Annotated in this window: 16 protein-coding genes; 5 read left to right on the forward strand and 11 right to left on the reverse strand. The window is 47.1% G+C overall.

Annotation, left to right across the window (positions count from 1 at the left end):
- Positions 1-14: 14 nt before the first annotated feature.
- The 5 genes from GJB61_RS15610 to GJB61_RS15630 form a co-directional block, all read right to left on the reverse strand.
- On the reverse strand, positions 15-2,204 hold the full coding sequence (locus GJB61_RS15610; protein WP_154119540.1) for a DEAD/DEAH box helicase: 2,190 nt from the start codon (positions 2,202-2,204) through the stop codon (positions 15-17).
- Positions 2,201-3,520 carry an ATP-binding protein gene (locus GJB61_RS15615; protein ID WP_154119542.1) on the reverse strand — a complete coding sequence of 440 codons (1,320 nt, stop codon included), beginning with the start codon at positions 3,518-3,520 and terminating at the stop codon, positions 2,201-2,203. Before GJB61_RS15615 ends, GJB61_RS15610 begins: the two co-directional genes overlap by 4 nt.
- Positions 3,521-3,529: 9 nt before the next feature.
- Entirely contained in the window at positions 3,530-5,110 is a 1,581-nt protein-coding gene (locus tag GJB61_RS15620; protein ID WP_154119543.1) for a TerB N-terminal domain-containing protein, read from the reverse strand.
- A gap of 165 nt (positions 5,111-5,275) precedes the next feature.
- Positions 5,276-6,478 carry an MFS transporter gene (locus GJB61_RS15625; protein ID WP_154119982.1) on the reverse strand — a complete coding sequence of 401 codons (1,203 nt, stop codon included), beginning with the start codon at positions 6,476-6,478 and terminating at the stop codon, positions 5,276-5,278.
- Between the two features lie 90 nt (positions 6,479-6,568).
- Positions 6,569-7,336: a DUF1836 domain-containing protein gene (locus GJB61_RS15630; protein WP_154119545.1), complete on the reverse strand. Its 768-nt coding sequence runs from the start codon at positions 7,334-7,336 to the stop codon at positions 6,569-6,571.
- 115 nt (positions 7,337-7,451) lie between these two features.
- On the opposite strand from GJB61_RS15630, the gene GJB61_RS15635 reads away from it, so the two are divergent.
- Entirely contained in the window at positions 7,452-8,756 is a 1,305-nt protein-coding gene (locus GJB61_RS15635) for a hemolysin family protein (protein ID WP_154119547.1), read from the forward strand.
- Between the two features lie 137 nt (positions 8,757-8,893).
- Here GJB61_RS15635 and GJB61_RS15640 read toward each other — a convergent pair whose 3' ends face one another.
- Positions 8,894-9,400 carry a GNAT family N-acetyltransferase gene (locus GJB61_RS15640; protein WP_154119548.1) on the reverse strand — a complete coding sequence of 169 codons (507 nt, stop codon included), beginning with the start codon at positions 9,398-9,400 and terminating at the stop codon, positions 8,894-8,896.
- A gap of 25 nt (positions 9,401-9,425) precedes the next feature.
- A complete protein-coding gene (locus GJB61_RS15645; RefSeq protein WP_338115864.1) occupies positions 9,426-9,779 on the reverse strand; it encodes a VOC family protein in 354 nt (117 codons plus the stop codon).
- A 215-nt stretch (positions 9,780-9,994) separates the two neighbouring features.
- On the opposite strand from GJB61_RS15645, the gene GJB61_RS15650 reads away from it, so the two are divergent.
- The gene (locus GJB61_RS15650; protein WP_154119984.1) at positions 9,995-11,278 is read left to right on the forward strand and encodes a TrkH family potassium uptake protein; all 1,284 of its coding nucleotides are present in this window, start codon (positions 9,995-9,997) and stop codon (positions 11,276-11,278) included.
- A gap of 72 nt (positions 11,279-11,350) precedes the next feature.
- Here the strand turns inward: GJB61_RS15650 and GJB61_RS15655 are convergent, their stop codons facing one another.
- Positions 11,351-11,629, reverse strand: coding sequence for a hypothetical protein (locus tag GJB61_RS15655; RefSeq protein WP_154119552.1), 279 nt, complete (start codon positions 11,627-11,629; stop codon positions 11,351-11,353).
- A 165-nt stretch (positions 11,630-11,794) separates the two neighbouring features.
- On the opposite strand from GJB61_RS15655, the gene GJB61_RS15660 reads away from it, so the two are divergent.
- The 3 genes from GJB61_RS15660 to GJB61_RS15670 all read left to right on the forward strand — a co-directional run bounded on the left by GJB61_RS15660 (position 11,795) and on the right by GJB61_RS15670 (position 14,694).
- Entirely contained in the window at positions 11,795-13,027 is a 1,233-nt protein-coding gene (locus GJB61_RS15660; RefSeq protein ID WP_154119554.1) for an aminopeptidase, read from the forward strand.
- Positions 13,028-13,071: 44 nt separating this feature from the next.
- Positions 13,072-14,301, forward strand: coding sequence for an aminopeptidase (locus GJB61_RS15665; protein WP_154119556.1), 1,230 nt, complete (start codon positions 13,072-13,074; stop codon positions 14,299-14,301).
- Between the two features lie 216 nt (positions 14,302-14,517).
- Positions 14,518-14,694 carry a hypothetical protein gene (locus GJB61_RS15670; RefSeq protein WP_154119558.1) on the forward strand — a complete coding sequence of 59 codons (177 nt, stop codon included), beginning with the start codon at positions 14,518-14,520 and terminating at the stop codon, positions 14,692-14,694.
- A gap of 84 nt (positions 14,695-14,778) precedes the next feature.
- Here the strand turns inward: GJB61_RS15670 and GJB61_RS15675 are convergent, their stop codons facing one another.
- The 3 genes from GJB61_RS15675 to GJB61_RS15685 are packed head-to-tail and all read right to left on the reverse strand — an operon-like array spanning position 14,779 to position 16,777.
- Positions 14,779-15,468 (reverse strand): AlkZ-related protein, encoded by a 690-nt coding sequence (locus GJB61_RS15675; protein WP_154119560.1) that lies wholly within the window; start codon positions 15,466-15,468, stop codon positions 14,779-14,781.
- A 7-nt stretch (positions 15,469-15,475) separates the two neighbouring features.
- Positions 15,476-16,057 carry a TetR/AcrR family transcriptional regulator gene (locus GJB61_RS15680; RefSeq protein ID WP_154119562.1) on the reverse strand — a complete coding sequence of 194 codons (582 nt, stop codon included), beginning with the start codon at positions 16,055-16,057 and terminating at the stop codon, positions 15,476-15,478.
- An 18-nt stretch (positions 16,058-16,075) separates the two neighbouring features.
- Positions 16,076-16,777: an MBL fold metallo-hydrolase gene (locus tag GJB61_RS15685; RefSeq protein ID WP_154119564.1), complete on the reverse strand. Its 702-nt coding sequence runs from the start codon at positions 16,775-16,777 to the stop codon at positions 16,076-16,078.
- Positions 16,778-16,809 lie beyond the last annotated feature (32 nt).

Genomic DNA, 16,809 nt, shown 5'->3' on the forward strand with positions numbered 1-16,809 from the left:
TCACTCTAATTAGACTACCGCCATTGTTTCAGCACATTAATTAATCCTGGAACATCAAGCCCGTCCAGTGAAAATGCTTTGCGCAGAAGTTCGTGTGGAATGAACTCATCATACTTTCCGAGATAAGGTGCTTCATCCGGTGACAATAGAGATAGGGGATCTGTTGCGGCAGCACTCTCGGCCAGGATCTCCGCTTCCAGTGTTTCGGCATCCGTTTTCCCGGCGACAACCATATAATACGGCTCCATTGGGACAATCGAACGGAGCCCAAGCGGACCTTTCAGATTGTTCTTAAGCAAACGTTCCAAGGTGCGGAACTGGCGGCTACCCGCCCAAGGCAGGACGAACATGGAATCACCGCCTGCTGGCAGAACGGATCGCGTGAGCAAGCCACTCTCTTTGGCTAAGCGGCGGGCCCGTTCCAGCCGTGCTGCTGCACTTGGGGCCAAATAAGAGTACAAGGTTGTCTCTCCCAGAACTTCACGGATCTTCGTCATAATGCGGGTATGCACATCTCCTCCCGCTCCAAGCCACAAGGTATCCACTTTACCACGTGAACTCTTGACATACACCGCCTTATGACGAGTGTCTACCTCCTCAACCTTCCACAGTTTGCCAGCCAAAGTGAAACAATAACCTGGAGGTGGAACCGTGGTAATGGAGCCAATCTCCTCAGTTCCGTTATAGACGACATGCTCCTCATCGTCCTTAAACACAGCGTAGAAGCGGAAATTGTTGACGATCTTTTCTCCAGCAAGCCCAATGAGCAAGTTTCCTTCATCCATCCTCTCAATCTGTCCCATGCCCAGCATGTAGGTCATGAAGGTCTCATAGTCTTCAGGATCGATTCCTTGGAAAGATGGCAGGCTCAACACTGCCTCTCTTAAATCGTCAGGTTCGGCTTCGCCCATGCTCTTCAATATGCTCATCGTCTGGTGATATAGTAACCCGACAGGCAATTGTCGTACGAGCAGCGGCTCGACCCATTTCTCCTTTACATACAGCTCAATGACCGCAATCGCTCGCAGCAAGCTCCATGGCATGCGAGCGGGCAGCTGTGCTTCCTCATCCTCTTCCTCTGGTGTCACGAAGATCATCTCAGATGCTGCACCATCGCGCCTGCCGGAGCGTCCCAGCCGCTGCACAAAGCTGGCGCAGCTGTAAGGTGCACCAATCTGCAGCACCCGCTCCAGATCGCCAAGATCGATACCTAGTTCCAAGGTCAACGTTGCTGCGGCGACCGCTGGGCCTATGCCTTGTCGCAGTGCAGCTTCCGTCTCTTCACGCAGCATTGCGGAAATGCTGCCATGGTGAACGTGAAATACATCTCGTTCCCCTCGTTTTGCGGCTATCCGCCGCATTTCCAGAATAGCACTCTCGGCATCCGAGCGGCTATTAGTGAAGATTAGAGCTTTCTTGAGATAGGTATGATCGTAAATAAAATCGAAATAAGCCCGCTGGGCCCGTTCTAAATGCTCAGCCTGTACCTCATCTCGCGCGTCTGGGAATGAGAAATGCTCCACACTTAGTCGTAGTTTACGACCTCCTTGCGGAGCGGATACTTCCACGCTTTCTCTCGTCCCTGCTCTCAGCCACTCCGTCACTGAAGCGTAATCACTTAGCGTGGCGGAGAGCCCGATTCTACGCGGAGTACACCCAGCCATCCGTGAGATTCTCGCCAGTTGGCTAAGAACCTGTATCCCGCGATCCGCTCCCATGAACGCATGCACTTCATCGACTACGATGAATCTTAAATCATGGAATAAGGCCGGAATGGCATTCGGACGGTTCATCAGCAAGCCTTCCAGCGATTCTGGCGTGATCTGTAAGACTCCGGAGGGATTCTGCATTAGCTTCGTCTTGTCTGCCTGTGGCACATCCCCATGCCAATGCCAGACTGGAATGTTACCTTCACGCAATAAATCATTCAGCCGCGTAAATTGATCATTGATCAACGCTTTGAGTGGAGCAATATAGAGTATCCCGACAGAGGTGGATGGCCGTTCATACAGCTCTGTAAGCGCCGGAAAAAAAGCCGCTTCTGTCTTCCCCGAGGCCGTGCCAGAGGCAATCAGCAGATGATGCGTCGTGTCGAATAACACACGGCAGGCATCAACCTGCGCCTCACGCAATGTCTCCCAACGGTTCTTATATATAAATTCCTTAATGAAAGGAGCCAGCCGATAAAACGGATTATCGCTCATAATTCAAACTCCGCCAGAAACCCGTCTAGCTCACTTTGTTCAGCCTCGGCGGGACTTGAGGTTCGTTCGCCAACGAGCTTCTCAAAGGAGATCTCCGGATGTTGGCGCAAGGTATGCAGCAGATCCATGAAATCGCGGACGATCTCGCGCGGAGTGAGCAGCTCGTCCGCACCCAATCTCCCTACGGCTTCCTCCATAAAATGCACCAGCTGATCTTGATTCAGCAACGCTTCATATCCATAATGCAGGGCATGAATATCTCTTAGCTTAGTGAGCAGCACAAGAATTTCTTCATGAGAAAGCATGTCCAGCGCAATGATCGGTCCGGTGAAATTATTCATGCTCGTTCCGCCGTAACGGCCCGCCACTAGCCTGGATCGCAGTGCCTCATAGCTGAACAACCCGCGCCGTGAATCCTCAACAAATTGTGGGGTTCCCCCCAGAAAGATGCCCAGACTCTCGGCTTTGCCTTGCATCGTATCATTAAACATGGTGAGCAGCTTCTCATAGTTGCTCTGACGGGAAATACTATTGGTGATTTTGTATAGATTAACACCCTCATCAATAAACAACAGTAATCCTTTATAGCCGATAGCAGCCGTGAATTCCGCCCATAACTTCATATACTCATACCAATTATCGTCGTCGATAATAACACCTACACCCAGAGCCTTCCGCGCTTCGGTACGAGTGGCAAATTCACCGCGCAGCCAGCGTAGCGCATCCTGCTTCAGCTCGTCATCAGCCAGCTTGTGGGCGTTCCAGTATGAAGCCAGTACCTTGGCAAAATCAAAGCCATGCACTAGTCCCCGCATTTCGGAAGTTACCGCATATATCCGCTTCTCTACCTCTTCACCGAGCAGCGGTGCATCAGGACTATACCCCTGTTCTTGCATGACAGCTTGCTGCAGTGAGAAAATCCATTTCTGCAGGATGATCTCCAGCGCCCCGCCGTCTGGACGTGTACGGGTGGATAAATGGCTCATTAACTCCCGATATGTAGCTAAACCTTGCCCCTTTGTCCCCACCAGCCGCCGTTCTGGTGAAAGATCGGCATCCGCGACTACAAAGTCCCGGTCCATGGCGTGGTTACGAATAATCTGCAAAAGAAAGCTTTTGCCACTGCCGAATTTTCCGGTAATCAGCTTAAAGGCGGCTCCGCCTTCGGCGATATTGTCCATATCTCTTAAGATGGCTTCCACCTCAGGACGGCGTCCTACAGCTATATGCTCCAGTCCAATTCGCGGGACTACACCTGCGGTCAGCGAGTTAACGATTGCTGTCGTCATTCGTTTTGGTATTTTCAATTCATTCATCGTAGTGGGTCACCTCTTAATATATAAAAGCATAGGCACAAATTCCTCGGAAATCTCTTCCCCATCGATTAGCAGGTCACCGAGATTGTCCATTGCAAGTTCATTAATCTCGTCGATCAGCAGCTCCGGCATAGTTCCGCTCTCAGCAGCCAGCTGCTGCAGCGTAATCAAGCCATTGTCACCCATCAGGGTTAGCAAGGCTTCCCGCTGCAGCGGACTGAGCGCAATCGTAAATTGCTCCCATTCTGTAATAGCGTCTGTTTGCTTACTGGCAGCTACATCTTCGACAACTGACTCGGACAAGAGTTCTTCATCATGCCGGTCCTCTACGAGGTCTGTTACAGGAACATCAGTCGCATCAGAGCTTTCATTGGACTCATCAGGATCAGTAACGACATCCGTATCATTAACCGTAAGCAATGTGCGGACAATCTCCGAGTCGGTCTGAAGACGCTCCAGCTTCCCTTGATCGATAACAACAACCGGACCTGCCTCCTCCTGCTCGCGCTTATGGAACTCCCTCTGTAAAAAGCGGGTCACAAGGTCGGCCATATCATCGTCTACGTTAACGCCCTTAAGTCTTCCTCTATATCCCAGCAATTCCCGCAGCTTATTCTCAGTTAGGCGGAACAGGCGTGTAATCAGGCTGCGCAGCGGTGCGGATTTACTGATGCGTACAACGGGTACAAGCACAGAATACCCATACAGCGAAATGTCATATACTGCACTACGGAATAAAAAACGTTCACGCAGCACTGGAGGAGCAGGCGGAAACATTTGGATCAGATTCGATCCATGTTTCCGAGTAACGTAAGCGTCGATCAAGGCGATAACCTGAGGAATATATAACTCAGCTGCTTCTTTACCCTCACCCATATAGAATTTGGACTTGCTGATATCATAATCCGACATGGCTGTTAAAACTGCAAAAGACAGTTGCTCTGGTGCAGAAGACAAACAACGCATCAATTCAAGCTCAGCAAGATCTCCAGCAAGTCCGCGAGAACGAGCAACGATTACCGAGAGTGGGACATCGAGCTTATGAACAAGGGAGAAATCAGCGATCCAGCCGCCGAGATATTGATCCAGCCTCTTATACTTATCCCGATAAGCCTCCCATATTTGGCAGAGCTTCCTATAGCCATCAGCAGGTTCTTCCCAGCCTACTCCATTTATGAGCTCATATACATGCAGAAAAATATAGGAAAGATCTGTCTTATGAAATCTGCCTTGCCTCACTTCAGTACGCCAATAGAAATACCAGTTGCTCTGCGCACCTGTCATATGACCATAAGTAGGCCAATAGCTTTTAAAAGGAACAAAGAGGGCCGCCACAGTTTCGCTTCGCTGTACCAGTTCCTTGGCCCGCAGCACGAACTGACCTTCCGTTGTAGTTACCGGTTCCGGCGTGGTTTCTATATCCCACAATTTCAGCTGTACGGTATCCTCAGAAGTTGACTTTATTCTAATAGTAGAAGTCTGCTGTGGCGGAGCTTCTTCAGCGGAATCTCGCGGAGGGATGGCCACATTCTGTTCCAGGCTTTCCCAGACCAATTCAGTGAAATGTGGTTGCTTCCCGTCATTACTCATGTTCCATCACCCCATTCTGGAAAAGAAAAGTAAAAAACGGTCCTGTTCACAGTTGTGAAGGAACCGTTTTGCACTTCTGTCGAATTCATCCGAAAAACTTCTCATATCTGTAATATTAGCATTGTTGGTAGAACAACTTCAAGTAAAGTTAACGAAGAATTTGCTCTATAGAAGTTCAGTTCCTTTGGTTTCTTTACCCAGGAATAACACGGCCAACGCACCAATGATAATCGTCACGAAAAATATCATAAAGATAGAGCCGATGGCCATATCACGTCCTACGAGAACTCCAACCAATAGAGGAGCAATAATGCCGCCAATCCGCCCAAAAGATGTCGCCAATCCTGCTCCCGTAGAGCGGATAGCAGTCGGATACAACTCCGGTGTATAGGCGTACATCCCGCCCCAAGCCCCAAGATTAAAGAAAGAAAGACAAATCCCCGCCGCCAGAAGCATTCCTTCCGTCGTAGCGTTTCCGAACCAGGCAGCACTTACTGCCGTAAATAATAGATAGACTACAAGTACAAACTTACGTCCGAATTTCTCTATCAAATAGGCGGCTGTAAAATATCCAGGCAATTGAGCCAAGGTCATGATCAGTACATACTCAAAGCTTCTGACCAGACTGAATCCCTTGAGAACCATCACCGTAGGAAGCCACAGAAACATTCCATAATAGGAAAAGACAACAGTAAACCACAGAATCCAGAGCATAATCGTCGAACGGCGATATTCTGAAGACCAGACAGCAATTACACGGTTGCGCAAAGAGACTGGCGCTTTCTTAATCTCGGCAAACCGGGGAGAATCATCAATTGCGCGCCGTAAGTATAGAGCATATAAAGCTGGAACCGCACCAATCGCAAAAGCAATACGCCAGCCGTAATCAGGAATAATGAAGAAAGCGATTAAGGCTGACACGATCCAGCCGACTGCCCAGAAGCTCTCCAACAGGACAACGGCCCGCCCTCTCTCAGCTGCAGGCATACTTTCGGAAACTAAGGTAGAAGCGACTGGCAGTTCACCGCCTAATCCAAAACCTGCCACAAACCGCAACACACACAGTATAGCGAAGCCAGCGGCGAAAGCAGATAATCCACTCGCCACAGAAAAAATCAACAGCGTCCACAGCAGCACAGGCTTCCGTCCGAAACGATCCGCCAGAATACCTGCTGCCGCAGCACCTGCGGCCATCCCTAAAGAGTTAATACTCGTCAATAGCCCGATCTGCTCCGGTCCGAGCTTCCATTCCTTCGCCAGAGCGGCAACTACAAAAGATATCATCCCGACGTCCATCGCGTCGAACATCCAACTCAAGCCTGCACTAAAGAGCAGCTTTCTTTGCTTGGGATTCCGCAGCAGCGTCATTTGATTCACTTTCAGGACCTCTCTTTCCCAACTCCGTCTGTTAAAGCTATCTACAGCTTGTTTCTCTTACACATTCTAAAATTGCTGCGCTCAAAAATCAAGGAATAACGCCGCATTAAAGTATTGTCTGGCCAGTGCTTGAAAATAACAGGTCTGCACAGATATAGCCGCGATGAGCAGCATATTATGAACAGCTTCCCGTTGTGTTCGTGTGAGATGGGTTAGCCTCATCATGATTTTACGAGAAGAAGCTCTGAGTAGACTATCTTCCTTCACTGAATATTTCTGGTGTAAACTCCGTTCATCCAGCCCTTGGACTTGTTGGGAGGGATCACGCTTGATCTCTTCAAAAAGACTGGCGTATGCGTAGTAAAGCTGTGCGGGCTCGATTAAATCATCATCATCCCGATCCGGTTTCAGGAACAACATACGGAACAGCTGGCGGATACTCTCAAAATCAAGCGCTGCCTTTAGATCATCAATCATAAACAGCAGCGCGGCCTGATTCACCGAATATTTCTTTCCTTCCATTGGCGAGCCCAGATATTCCTTAAAATCGCGTTTCACCCAATTTTGCATAGCGGTAACCGAAAGTGTGGAATACTCTATGAGGTGGCCCAGCGTGGCAATATCCCCAAGGGATAAACCTTTCGCGCAGCCGCCTTTAATTATTTTTTGCAGAATGGGTGGGACATCTGTGGATAAAAAGGCTGGTAGGGACATGCCCTTCTGAATCTCTTCATGATGAAACTTGGTCCAAGCCTCCTTTAGAATATGTAACGGCTTCTGGTCTGAAACCCCTGCCAGTGAATGCATCAAGCAGGACATTTCTATTCGGCTTAAAGTGAATGCTTCCATATTGGATAGCCCTCCCTATTTGATATTTCATTGAAAAGTTCGTAGAATAGGTTCATAAGAACTCATAATTTGAGTATAACCTATTTTATAGAACGAGAGGGATGGTAAAGATTTTATGGGTATAGGACTTAGTTTGATGTTGGTGGCCATTTTGATTATTTTAACCGCTTTTTTTGTAGCTACGGAATTTGCATTGGTAAAGATACGAGGAAGTCAGGTTAGCCAATTGGTGATTGACGGACGCAAGAATGCATTAGCCGTTCAACGTGTGGCTGCCAATCTGGATGGATATTTATCCGCTTGCCAATTGGGTATCACGATTACAGCACTGGGAATTGGTGCGCTCGCGGAGCCAGCCTTCGAACATTTACTGCTTCCTTTTTTTGATTGGAGCGGTATTAATAGAAGCTTAAGTCTTCCTCTTTCTTTTGCCTTAGCTTTCTTTATTGCAACATTCCTGCACGTTGTAGTTGGAGAACTTGCTCCAAAGACTGCAGCTATTAATAAACCGGAAGAAATCAGTCTCTTTACGGCTCCATTGATCATTTTGTTCTACAAAATCCTGTATCCTCTCATTTGGCTCCTAAACGGCTCTGCCAATTTATTGGTTCGTGTGTTTGGAATGAAGCCTGCCAGTGAGCATGAGGAAGCACACTCCGAGGACGAGATTCGACTGATCTTGTCCGAGAGCTATGAGAGCGGCAAAATTAATAAAGCAGAATACGGTTATGTGAACCGGATCTTTGCTTTTGATGAAATGCTAGGCAAAGAAATCATGGTTCCCCGCACAGATATGGTATGTCTTTACAGTAATAATTCACTTAAAGAGAATTTCGATATTATTCGCAAGGAGCAGTATACGCGCTTTCCCATTGCGGAAGGCAGTAAAGATAATATCATTGGGATGATTAATACGAAGCAACTGTATTTACAGTACGACAACAATCCGGATTTCGATTTCAAAAGCTTGATTCAGCCAGTCCTGACCGTATCTGAAGTCACACCGGTCAAAACCCTGTTGACCCGCATGCAGCTCGAGCGTGTGCATATCGCCCTCTTGTTGGATGAGTACGGCGGGACCTCCGGTCTGATTACGATTGAGGATATCTTGGAAGAAATCGTCGGTGAGATTCGCGATGAATTCGACGGGGATGAACGCAAAAATGTAGAAAAGCTGAGTGAGTCCAATTATTTGTTCGACGGAAAGGTCTCCTTGCTTGAGATTAAGCAGCTAACGGGGCTGGATTTCGATGATGCAGAGGTTACTACCGTGGGTGGATGGTTATATAGTCACCTGCCAGACCCAGCGGTGGGTAAGAGCATTGTCCTTAATCATGTAAAGCTGACCATTCGTGAGATGAACAGGCACCGCATTCGTAAGGTCGAGCTTGTTATGGAGCAGGCTGGTAGTGCGAAATAAAAACTATAGACAGAATTAGTAAAAGTAATAAGCTAATCAAAATAAAACAGGCGTTCCGTCAGCGGAGCGCCTGTTCTGCTATTCAATTTTCTAGACATAGCTCTCACCTTCTTCTAAAAAGTCTGTCTACTATAAACCTAGTCTAAAATTTTACTCATGTAATATTCGTCTACCCATTGTCCATCCACTTTAAGTGCTTTCCGCTTAGTTCCTTCGATCTCGAAGCCACTTTTGGTGTATAAGGCCAAGGCTCTTTGATTATGAGTCATGACCGAAAGCTCCAGACGACTTATTCCGTTGCCCAAAGCCCAAGTATCCAATTCCCGGAACAATCCACTACCGATGCCCATGCCTTGGAATTGCTGCAGAATCCCAATCACAATATAAGCAGTATGCCGATTGCGGTTCACGCTTCCCCCTCTGACAGACATGAATCCAGCCAGACTTCCATCCGCTTCAGCACCAATTAGGATTGAAGTTTCCGCCTTCGCAAAGCTCTCAATCATCTCTACTACCTGCTGCAGACCTGTCTGTCTCTCCTCTGGCTCCAGAAGCATGAAGCTTGATTCCAGGTCTAATCGATGCTGAAGACGAAGCAGGTCACCAGCATCCTCTGGAACAAGCTTCCTCAGCGTAATAATCATATAACTCACTCCCTGAATGTCTCATCTAAATACGGCAAATCATCAGAACATTACCGTCCGGGTCTTTGAAGTTAAACCAATGATCATGCTCAATATCGGTTAGAATCTCTGCTCCGCTCGCTTTTACAAAGTCATAAGCGGCATCAATATCTTCAGTAAGGAGGTGAAAGGTAGGTAAGTTCAAGACAGACTCAGAAGTGAAAATTTTGCTGTCCAATACTATTCCCGGACCCTTCATGGGAACCACATACAAATGCCCGAACAGTACATCTCCATCGAGCGGCAGTCCGAGCAAGCTGCAATACCATATCTTTGACCTTTCAATGTCACTAACCGAAATGAAGACAGCGCCAATCTGATTTACAATCGGACTTGTCACAGTAAGTAAACCTCCTCTTTGTAGTTGCAGGGTGGGATATACTCTAAACCAATTCGATATAATATGTCATTTTCCTTCTCTTGGAGAAGCTATAAACAGTTGTGTTATACTCTTGTCAGCATATTTCTAATAAAAACGTCAGGAGAATATCATTGGCCAACCTAAACTTCGGCGACTTAAGACTAACACCGCCCAAAATATTATCACTTGGCTTTATGTTGCTTATCGCTGTTGGGACTGCACTGTTAAGTCTGCCTGCCGCAGCTGTTGAAGGAAGAATTTCCTTCATCGATGCTTTGTTCATGGCTACCTCAGCGACCTGCGTTACAGGTCTTGCCGTTATTGATACCGGAACGCAATTGACCACTTTCGGACAAGTAGTATTGCTCGTGCTGTTTCAATTCGGTGGTCTTGGATTCGTGACGATGGCAACCTTGATCACCTTTGTGCTAAATAAACGCATCTCACTAAAGGAACGATTGCTGCTGCAAGAATCCATGAATCAACATTCCATGCAGGGCATCGTCCTGCTGATACGCCGAGTACTGATCTATTCACTTATCATTCAACTCAGTGGAGCTATATTACTTGCGGGAAGATTTATGGCGGATATGCCTTTTGGCAAAGCCATATATTACGGGCTATTCCATAGCGTCTCCATCTTCAATAATGCTGGCTTTGATCTCTTTGGGGATATACATGGACCGTTTAGTGGGCTGACACGTTATGTGGAAGATCCGATTGTCAATCTTACCTCCATGCTGTTAATATTCCTTGGCGGCATCGGCTTTATTGTACTGTCTGATGTAATTGATTTCCCGAAACGCAAACGGCTGACTCTTCACTCCAAGGTTGTGCTCACAACCTCTGTAATCTTAGTCTTGGCCGGTGCGGCAGTATTCTTCTTGCTGGAGTTGAATCACACCCTGAAACCTCTACATACCGGTGGTAAAATTATGGCCTCTTTCTTGCAAGCCATTACGCCGCGTTCCGGAGGTGTTACTACCATTGAAATTCCATTATTGCGTGAATCCACTCAATTTCTGATGATTCTGCTGATGTTCATTGGCGCGGCACCTGGATCAACTGGCGGGGGCATCAAGATTACAACCTTTGCCATTCTGGTGACTGCTGTGTACGCCAAGTTGCGGGGTAGAGAGGATATTGTATTGTTCCGCAATAGAATTGCTAAAGGGAATGTCTACAAAGCTATTACCATGACTTTACTATCTCTAATGCTAGTAGTTATCGCGACCATGTTGCTGTCTGTAACAGAAAATGCTGATTTTCTGAGTGTGCTGTTTGAAGCCGTATCCGCCTTTGGTACCTCTGGCATCACAATGGGTCTTACTACTGAGCTTACTGCGATCGGCAAGGTGCTTGTGATTATTCTGATGTTTGTTGGACGGATAGGCCCACTCACCCTAGCTTACGCACTTAAACCCAAGAATAGTAAGGAACTTTACCGTTATCCCGAAGGCAATATTACCATTGGATAAAGCTCTTACAAAGCCAGGTAACGATCAAGCGGTGTTGTTTAACCGTTAATCGTTACCTGGCTTGTTTAGTTTCTATTCTTCTTCTGGAATTTCCTGGGTATCGAGTGCTGCATCCAGCAATTGATTGTAAACATCATCATCATTTTCCAGTAAGGCGTCTGTTTCCAGAAATTGGTCTTCATTTCCTGGCTCCCCGGCAAAGCTGAGACTATAATCCCATTCCGTACCTCTCGTACTGAAAAAAGTGATTTCATATTGGGCTTTATGATTTTCAAGAGTAAATATGGTTCTTCCTACATAACTCCGGTCCTCTTTGCGGCCCATCTCTGCACTAAATATCTCAACCTTCATGCAATTTCCTTCCTTTCGTCTAATCATTCTAACCCTCTCATTATATCATTGAACGGGCTGTAATTGCCTCTCTTTAAGCTGTAATTGACTTTTTTCATCCGGCGGTTAATAATTTAGAGCAACGCTTGTAAAGATCTAGATTATTAACAAATGGAGGAAATAACAATGACTGATTTCAAGGCTCAGCTTAGCAAATACGCAGATTTGGCTGTCCAAATAGGTGTGAACATTCAACCCGGACAGATTTTGGTCGTGAATGCACCGATTACAGCTGCAGAATTTGTACGCCTCATTACAGCCAAGGCCTATGCCGTAGGTGCAAGTTTAGTCAAAGTAAACTGGAGTGACGAGAGTATTACGCGCCAGCAATTCGAGCATGCAGCGCCAGAGGTGTTCACTAAAGCTCCGACCTGGTTAGCGGGTGAGATGACCGAGTTTGCCGAGAATGGTGCCGCTATCCTTGCCGTTGTAGCTGAAAATCCAGATGCCCTTAAAGGCATTGATCCCGAACGGATTGCCAATTTTCAAAAAACGCGGGGAACGGCCATGTCCAAATTCCGTGAATACCAAATGTCGGATAAGATTAGCTGGAGTGTCGTAGCCGTACCTTCGCAGGCTTGGGCAGACAAAGTATTTCCCGACGTGCCTGCCGAAGAACGAATGAGTACTCTTTGGGAGGCTATTTTTCATACGGTGCGTCTTGACCGTGAAGATCCATTGGCAGCCTGGCAAGAGCATTTGGATACGTTGGAGCAAAAGGCCAATGTTCTCAATGCCAAGCAATATAAGAAGCTGCACTACATAGCACCAGGCACTGACCTTAGTATTGAGCTGCCTGAAGGACATATCTGGGCGCAAGGAGACAGCGTTAACGCTAAAGGCCACTCTTTTGTAGCTAATATGCCGACAGAAGAAGTATTTACAGCTCCGCTCAAGACAGGAGTTAATGGTACTGTCCACAGCACGAAACCGCTGAGCTACGGTGGCAACATCATTGACGATTTCTCCATTACCTTTGAGAACGGCAAAATTGTAAGTGTAAGTGCCGAAAAGGGACAGGAAGCACTGGAGTACCTGATCAGTCTGGATGAAGGTGCGAAATACCTCGGCGAGGTCGCGCTGGTTCCGCACAAGTCTCCCATTTCCGAATCCAATATTTTATACTACAACACACTGTTTGACGAGAATGCCTCCAATCACTTGGCCATTGGTACAGCTTATCCATTCTGTCTAGAGGGTGGCAAAGAAATGACTCAAGAGGAACTGATCGAACACGGACTGAACACCAGCGTGACTCATGTTGATTTCATGATCGGTTCACCGGAGATGGATATTTACGGGATTACTGCTGACGGCAGCAAGGAGCCCGTATTCCTGAAAGGGAATTGGGCGTTTTAGGATCGCAAATAGAGAGATCAGAGTTATTAGGAGGAGCAGAAACCATGTTGGATTTCAAGCAAAAGTTGGAGAATTACGCACTTCTGGCTGTGAAAATCGGAGTTAATATCCAACCCGGACAGACACTTGTCGTAAATGCCGATATTGTAGCCTCAGAACTGGTACGCTTAGTGGTGCGCAAGGCTTATGAAGAAGGCGCCAAGCTTGTCAAAGTTATTTATAGTGATGAATTCGTTACACGCGCCCGCTACGAGCTGGCTCCCTCCGCTTCCTTTCTGGAAGCACCACAATGGCATGCGGATGAGATGGAGGATCTTGCCAAGAAGGGTGCCGCGATTCTGACGATCATCTCCACCAATCCGGATTTACTAAATGGAATTGAAGCTGGACGGATTGCTGACAACCAACGGACGACTGGCCAGGCTATGACTCCTTACCGTGAGCTAATGATGGGAAATCATATCAGTTGGAACGGCCTTGCGTTCTCTTCACCTTCTTGGGCGGCCAAAGTCTTCCCTGATGCTCCGCCTGAGCAACAGGTTGATCTATTATGGGATGCCATTTTCAAAGCGGTCCGTGCGGACCAGGAGGACCCTATCGCCGCCTGGACGCAACATCTTGATGGATTACAGAAACGTTGCAATACCTTAAACAATAGAAAATACCGCAAATTGCACTATACAGCGCCGGGAACAGATCTGACAATCGAATTGCCCGAAGGACATATTTGGTGTCAAGCCGGTGCCGTGAACGGCCGTGGAGTCCCTTTTGTGGCTAATATTCCGACAGAAGAAGTATTTACGGCTCCGCTCAAGACAGGTGTTAACGGCAAGGTCAGCAGCACGAAGCCACTCAGCTATGGTGGCCACATCATTGATCGATTTACCCTTACCTTGGAGAACGGAAAGGTAACGGACTATACTGCAGAAGAAGGCAGTGAAACGTTAGCTGCGCTACTTTCCATGGACGAAGGTTCTGCTTTTCTTGGTGAAGTAGCATTGGTGACCTTCCACTCGCCAATCTCGGAAAGCGGAATTCTTTACTACACCACGTTGTTTGACGAGAATGCTTCCTGCCATCTGGCAATAGGTGCAGCCTACGCCTTCACCCTGCAAGAAGGTATCCATATGACTAAAGAGCAGTTAGCGGATAAAGGCATGAACCAAAGCCTTACCCATGTTGACTTCATGATGGGTTCTCCGGACATGAATATTGATGGGATCACCGACGATGGAGTAAGTGAACCGATATTCCGAAATGGCAATTGGGCCTAAACGTCTAAATCTCTATATAGCTTAATTAGAAAACAACCCGCGTTTCCTTCTTACAAAGGGAAATGTGGGTTGTTTTTTTGTGTGCAAACGATTATCCGCAGTACAAATACATCAAATTTGAATATTTGTTCAAAAAATGTTCACAATATCGTTGATTTTTATTCACAAATATGTCACAATACAGTTAAGGATTGAATTTCCAAGGAGGAGATCAACATGATTAAGGATCCATCATCAAAAGACATGGATTTGGTAGAAACAGAACGGACTGATGACCAAAAGCCCACTGATTCAAGTATCGTTGCATCTAATGCAATTAAATATACCGCCTTTGTCATGCTGCTATTCGGATTTCTGTACTTCGTTATTGAATACTTGGCGCCTATGCTGTAATCGTTGACTATGTATATACAACTCAATAGAGAACGCTTACGGCTAATCTCGCTCACCCTGGGCAATGACTAGCCGTTTTTATGTTTACCAGGATAATGCCTTATTGATCCACGCTATCGCAGCCGGTGACCATACGCCATCCATTCTTGTATGCAGCCACTGAATGGCTTCCTCCCTGCTGCCGGGATACGTGGACAACCCACTCTCCTTCAACCAGTGACTCGCCGTCTCGAAAGAAGTACTGTTCCAGCCATTCTTCTCTCCCTCCGCATTATGGCGCTCCTTCACTCCCGAAATAACGATATCGAGTGATCCTTGCAGCTCTGTAACCGCATTATCAAACAACGACTTCTTTTCTTTCGCCTTCATCTCTGCTTCGGCACGCAAGCTGCGTGTATCAATTCCTTGATTCGCACGAATGATCTTCAGCAAGGTCAGTGCTTCTCGGCTAGATAGACCATTATTGTATCGTTCTTCAAGAGCTAGAGTACTTCCGGATGCTGCTACGAATACGGGAAACCACTCTTTAGTTACTAATACTGCCTTTTTCTTGATAAACTTTCCGTATCCGGCCAGACCCTCACCTGGAAATCGTGCACGCCACGCCCATGGGTCCAGCTCAGTTCCGGTATGCCAATTCTCAGCCTTTGTGATACCACTTATCGAAGGATGCTCAGGGATTAGCGGGGCTAGTGGCAAAACACCGACCTTCGCTAATATTTCCGCCGCCTCTTCATAAGTGGTAATTCTAATCTGTTCTTCCATACTCTTCATTGCACGTTCATCCCTTTCCTACATCCTTCATATTTCCTATACCAGCAATAAACGTACTGATGAGTCGGGATAAGCTGATATTGGCGTCAAGCGGCATACCAAACCCTCCTTTATGCTCCAATGAAGTGAAGCCGTGCAGAATACTGCGCAGCCCCCGAATGGCATGCAGTTCTCCCTCTTCTCCCAGGTCATAAGCTTTTAGCGCATGAATCATCAGCGACAAAATAAGATTGCCTGCCAATTCCAGTGGAACATTCTCCAATTCTGGTGCCCGCAGTGTCGTTTCATACAGACCCGGACGACTTCTTGCAAAATCGACATACGCTTGGCTCATAGCGTGAACTGCGATATCACCACTAACTCCCTCTACAGCCGCTGACATCATAGTGTAGAGCTGCTCCAATCCGTAAATAGCCAGTAAAGTCCGCAAACCTTGCAACCCATTGATATGATTGTACAAGGATGGGGAACGTACGCCCAGCTTGGCTGCTAGTGCAGCCAGGGTTACTGCTTCGATTCCTTGTTCATCAGCTATATCTGCTGCAGCAATTACAAGGGTATGGGTGTCCAAGCCTGCTCTTGGTGACATGTTGATCTACTCCTATCCCTATATAGTTTGTGCTTTGCGAATAGCTTCCTTAATCTTGTGAACGGGCTCTTTAAGCAAATCCCCATGACCTACCGCGAGTAATGACGGTGCAGTCTCTAGAAGCTTGAGGGCGCTGGTCAGGGCCAAGCCTTTATTCCAGGTAGCCATGGCCGGAAAAGGAAACCACGGAACAATCGTTCCCGCTACCGCCGTCCCACGGAAGGTCTGAAAAGCATCTCCGACGATAACAGCGCCGCTGCGGCTATCCAGAAATGACATCGAACCTGGAGTATGACCCGGTGTACTAATCGCAGTCAATGATCCAATCGTATCCCCTTCATAAAGCAATACATCCGCTTGAGTCATAACCTTCTTGGGCACACCACCCTTTATAGGACTCTGGGGCTCTCCATCCCGTAAAGAACGGTCTCCACGTAGTAAACCCGCATCCCTCTCCGAAATATAAACTTGTGCATTAGGAAACTTTTTCTTAAGTCCGTCTAACCCGCCCACATGGTCATCATGAGCGTGAGTTAAGACGATTCTGGTGATATCCTTATTTAAATTCGCTGCTGTACGGACAATCCCTTTCACACTAAAGGGCATCGCCGCATCAATTAGTGTCAGGTCCAGCTCTTCTTCCACAATGTAACAATTCACTGGAAACAGTCTTGGCATCCAAGTAAGCTGCAGCAATTGACCTTCACGAGTAACTCTCATAGGTATCCCTCCAATAAACTAATTACATTAGC

The sequence above is a fragment of the Paenibacillus monticola genome (genome assembly GCF_009664975.1).
Lineage (GTDB): Bacteria > Bacillota > Bacilli > Paenibacillales > Paenibacillaceae > Paenibacillus_AQ > Paenibacillus_AQ monticola.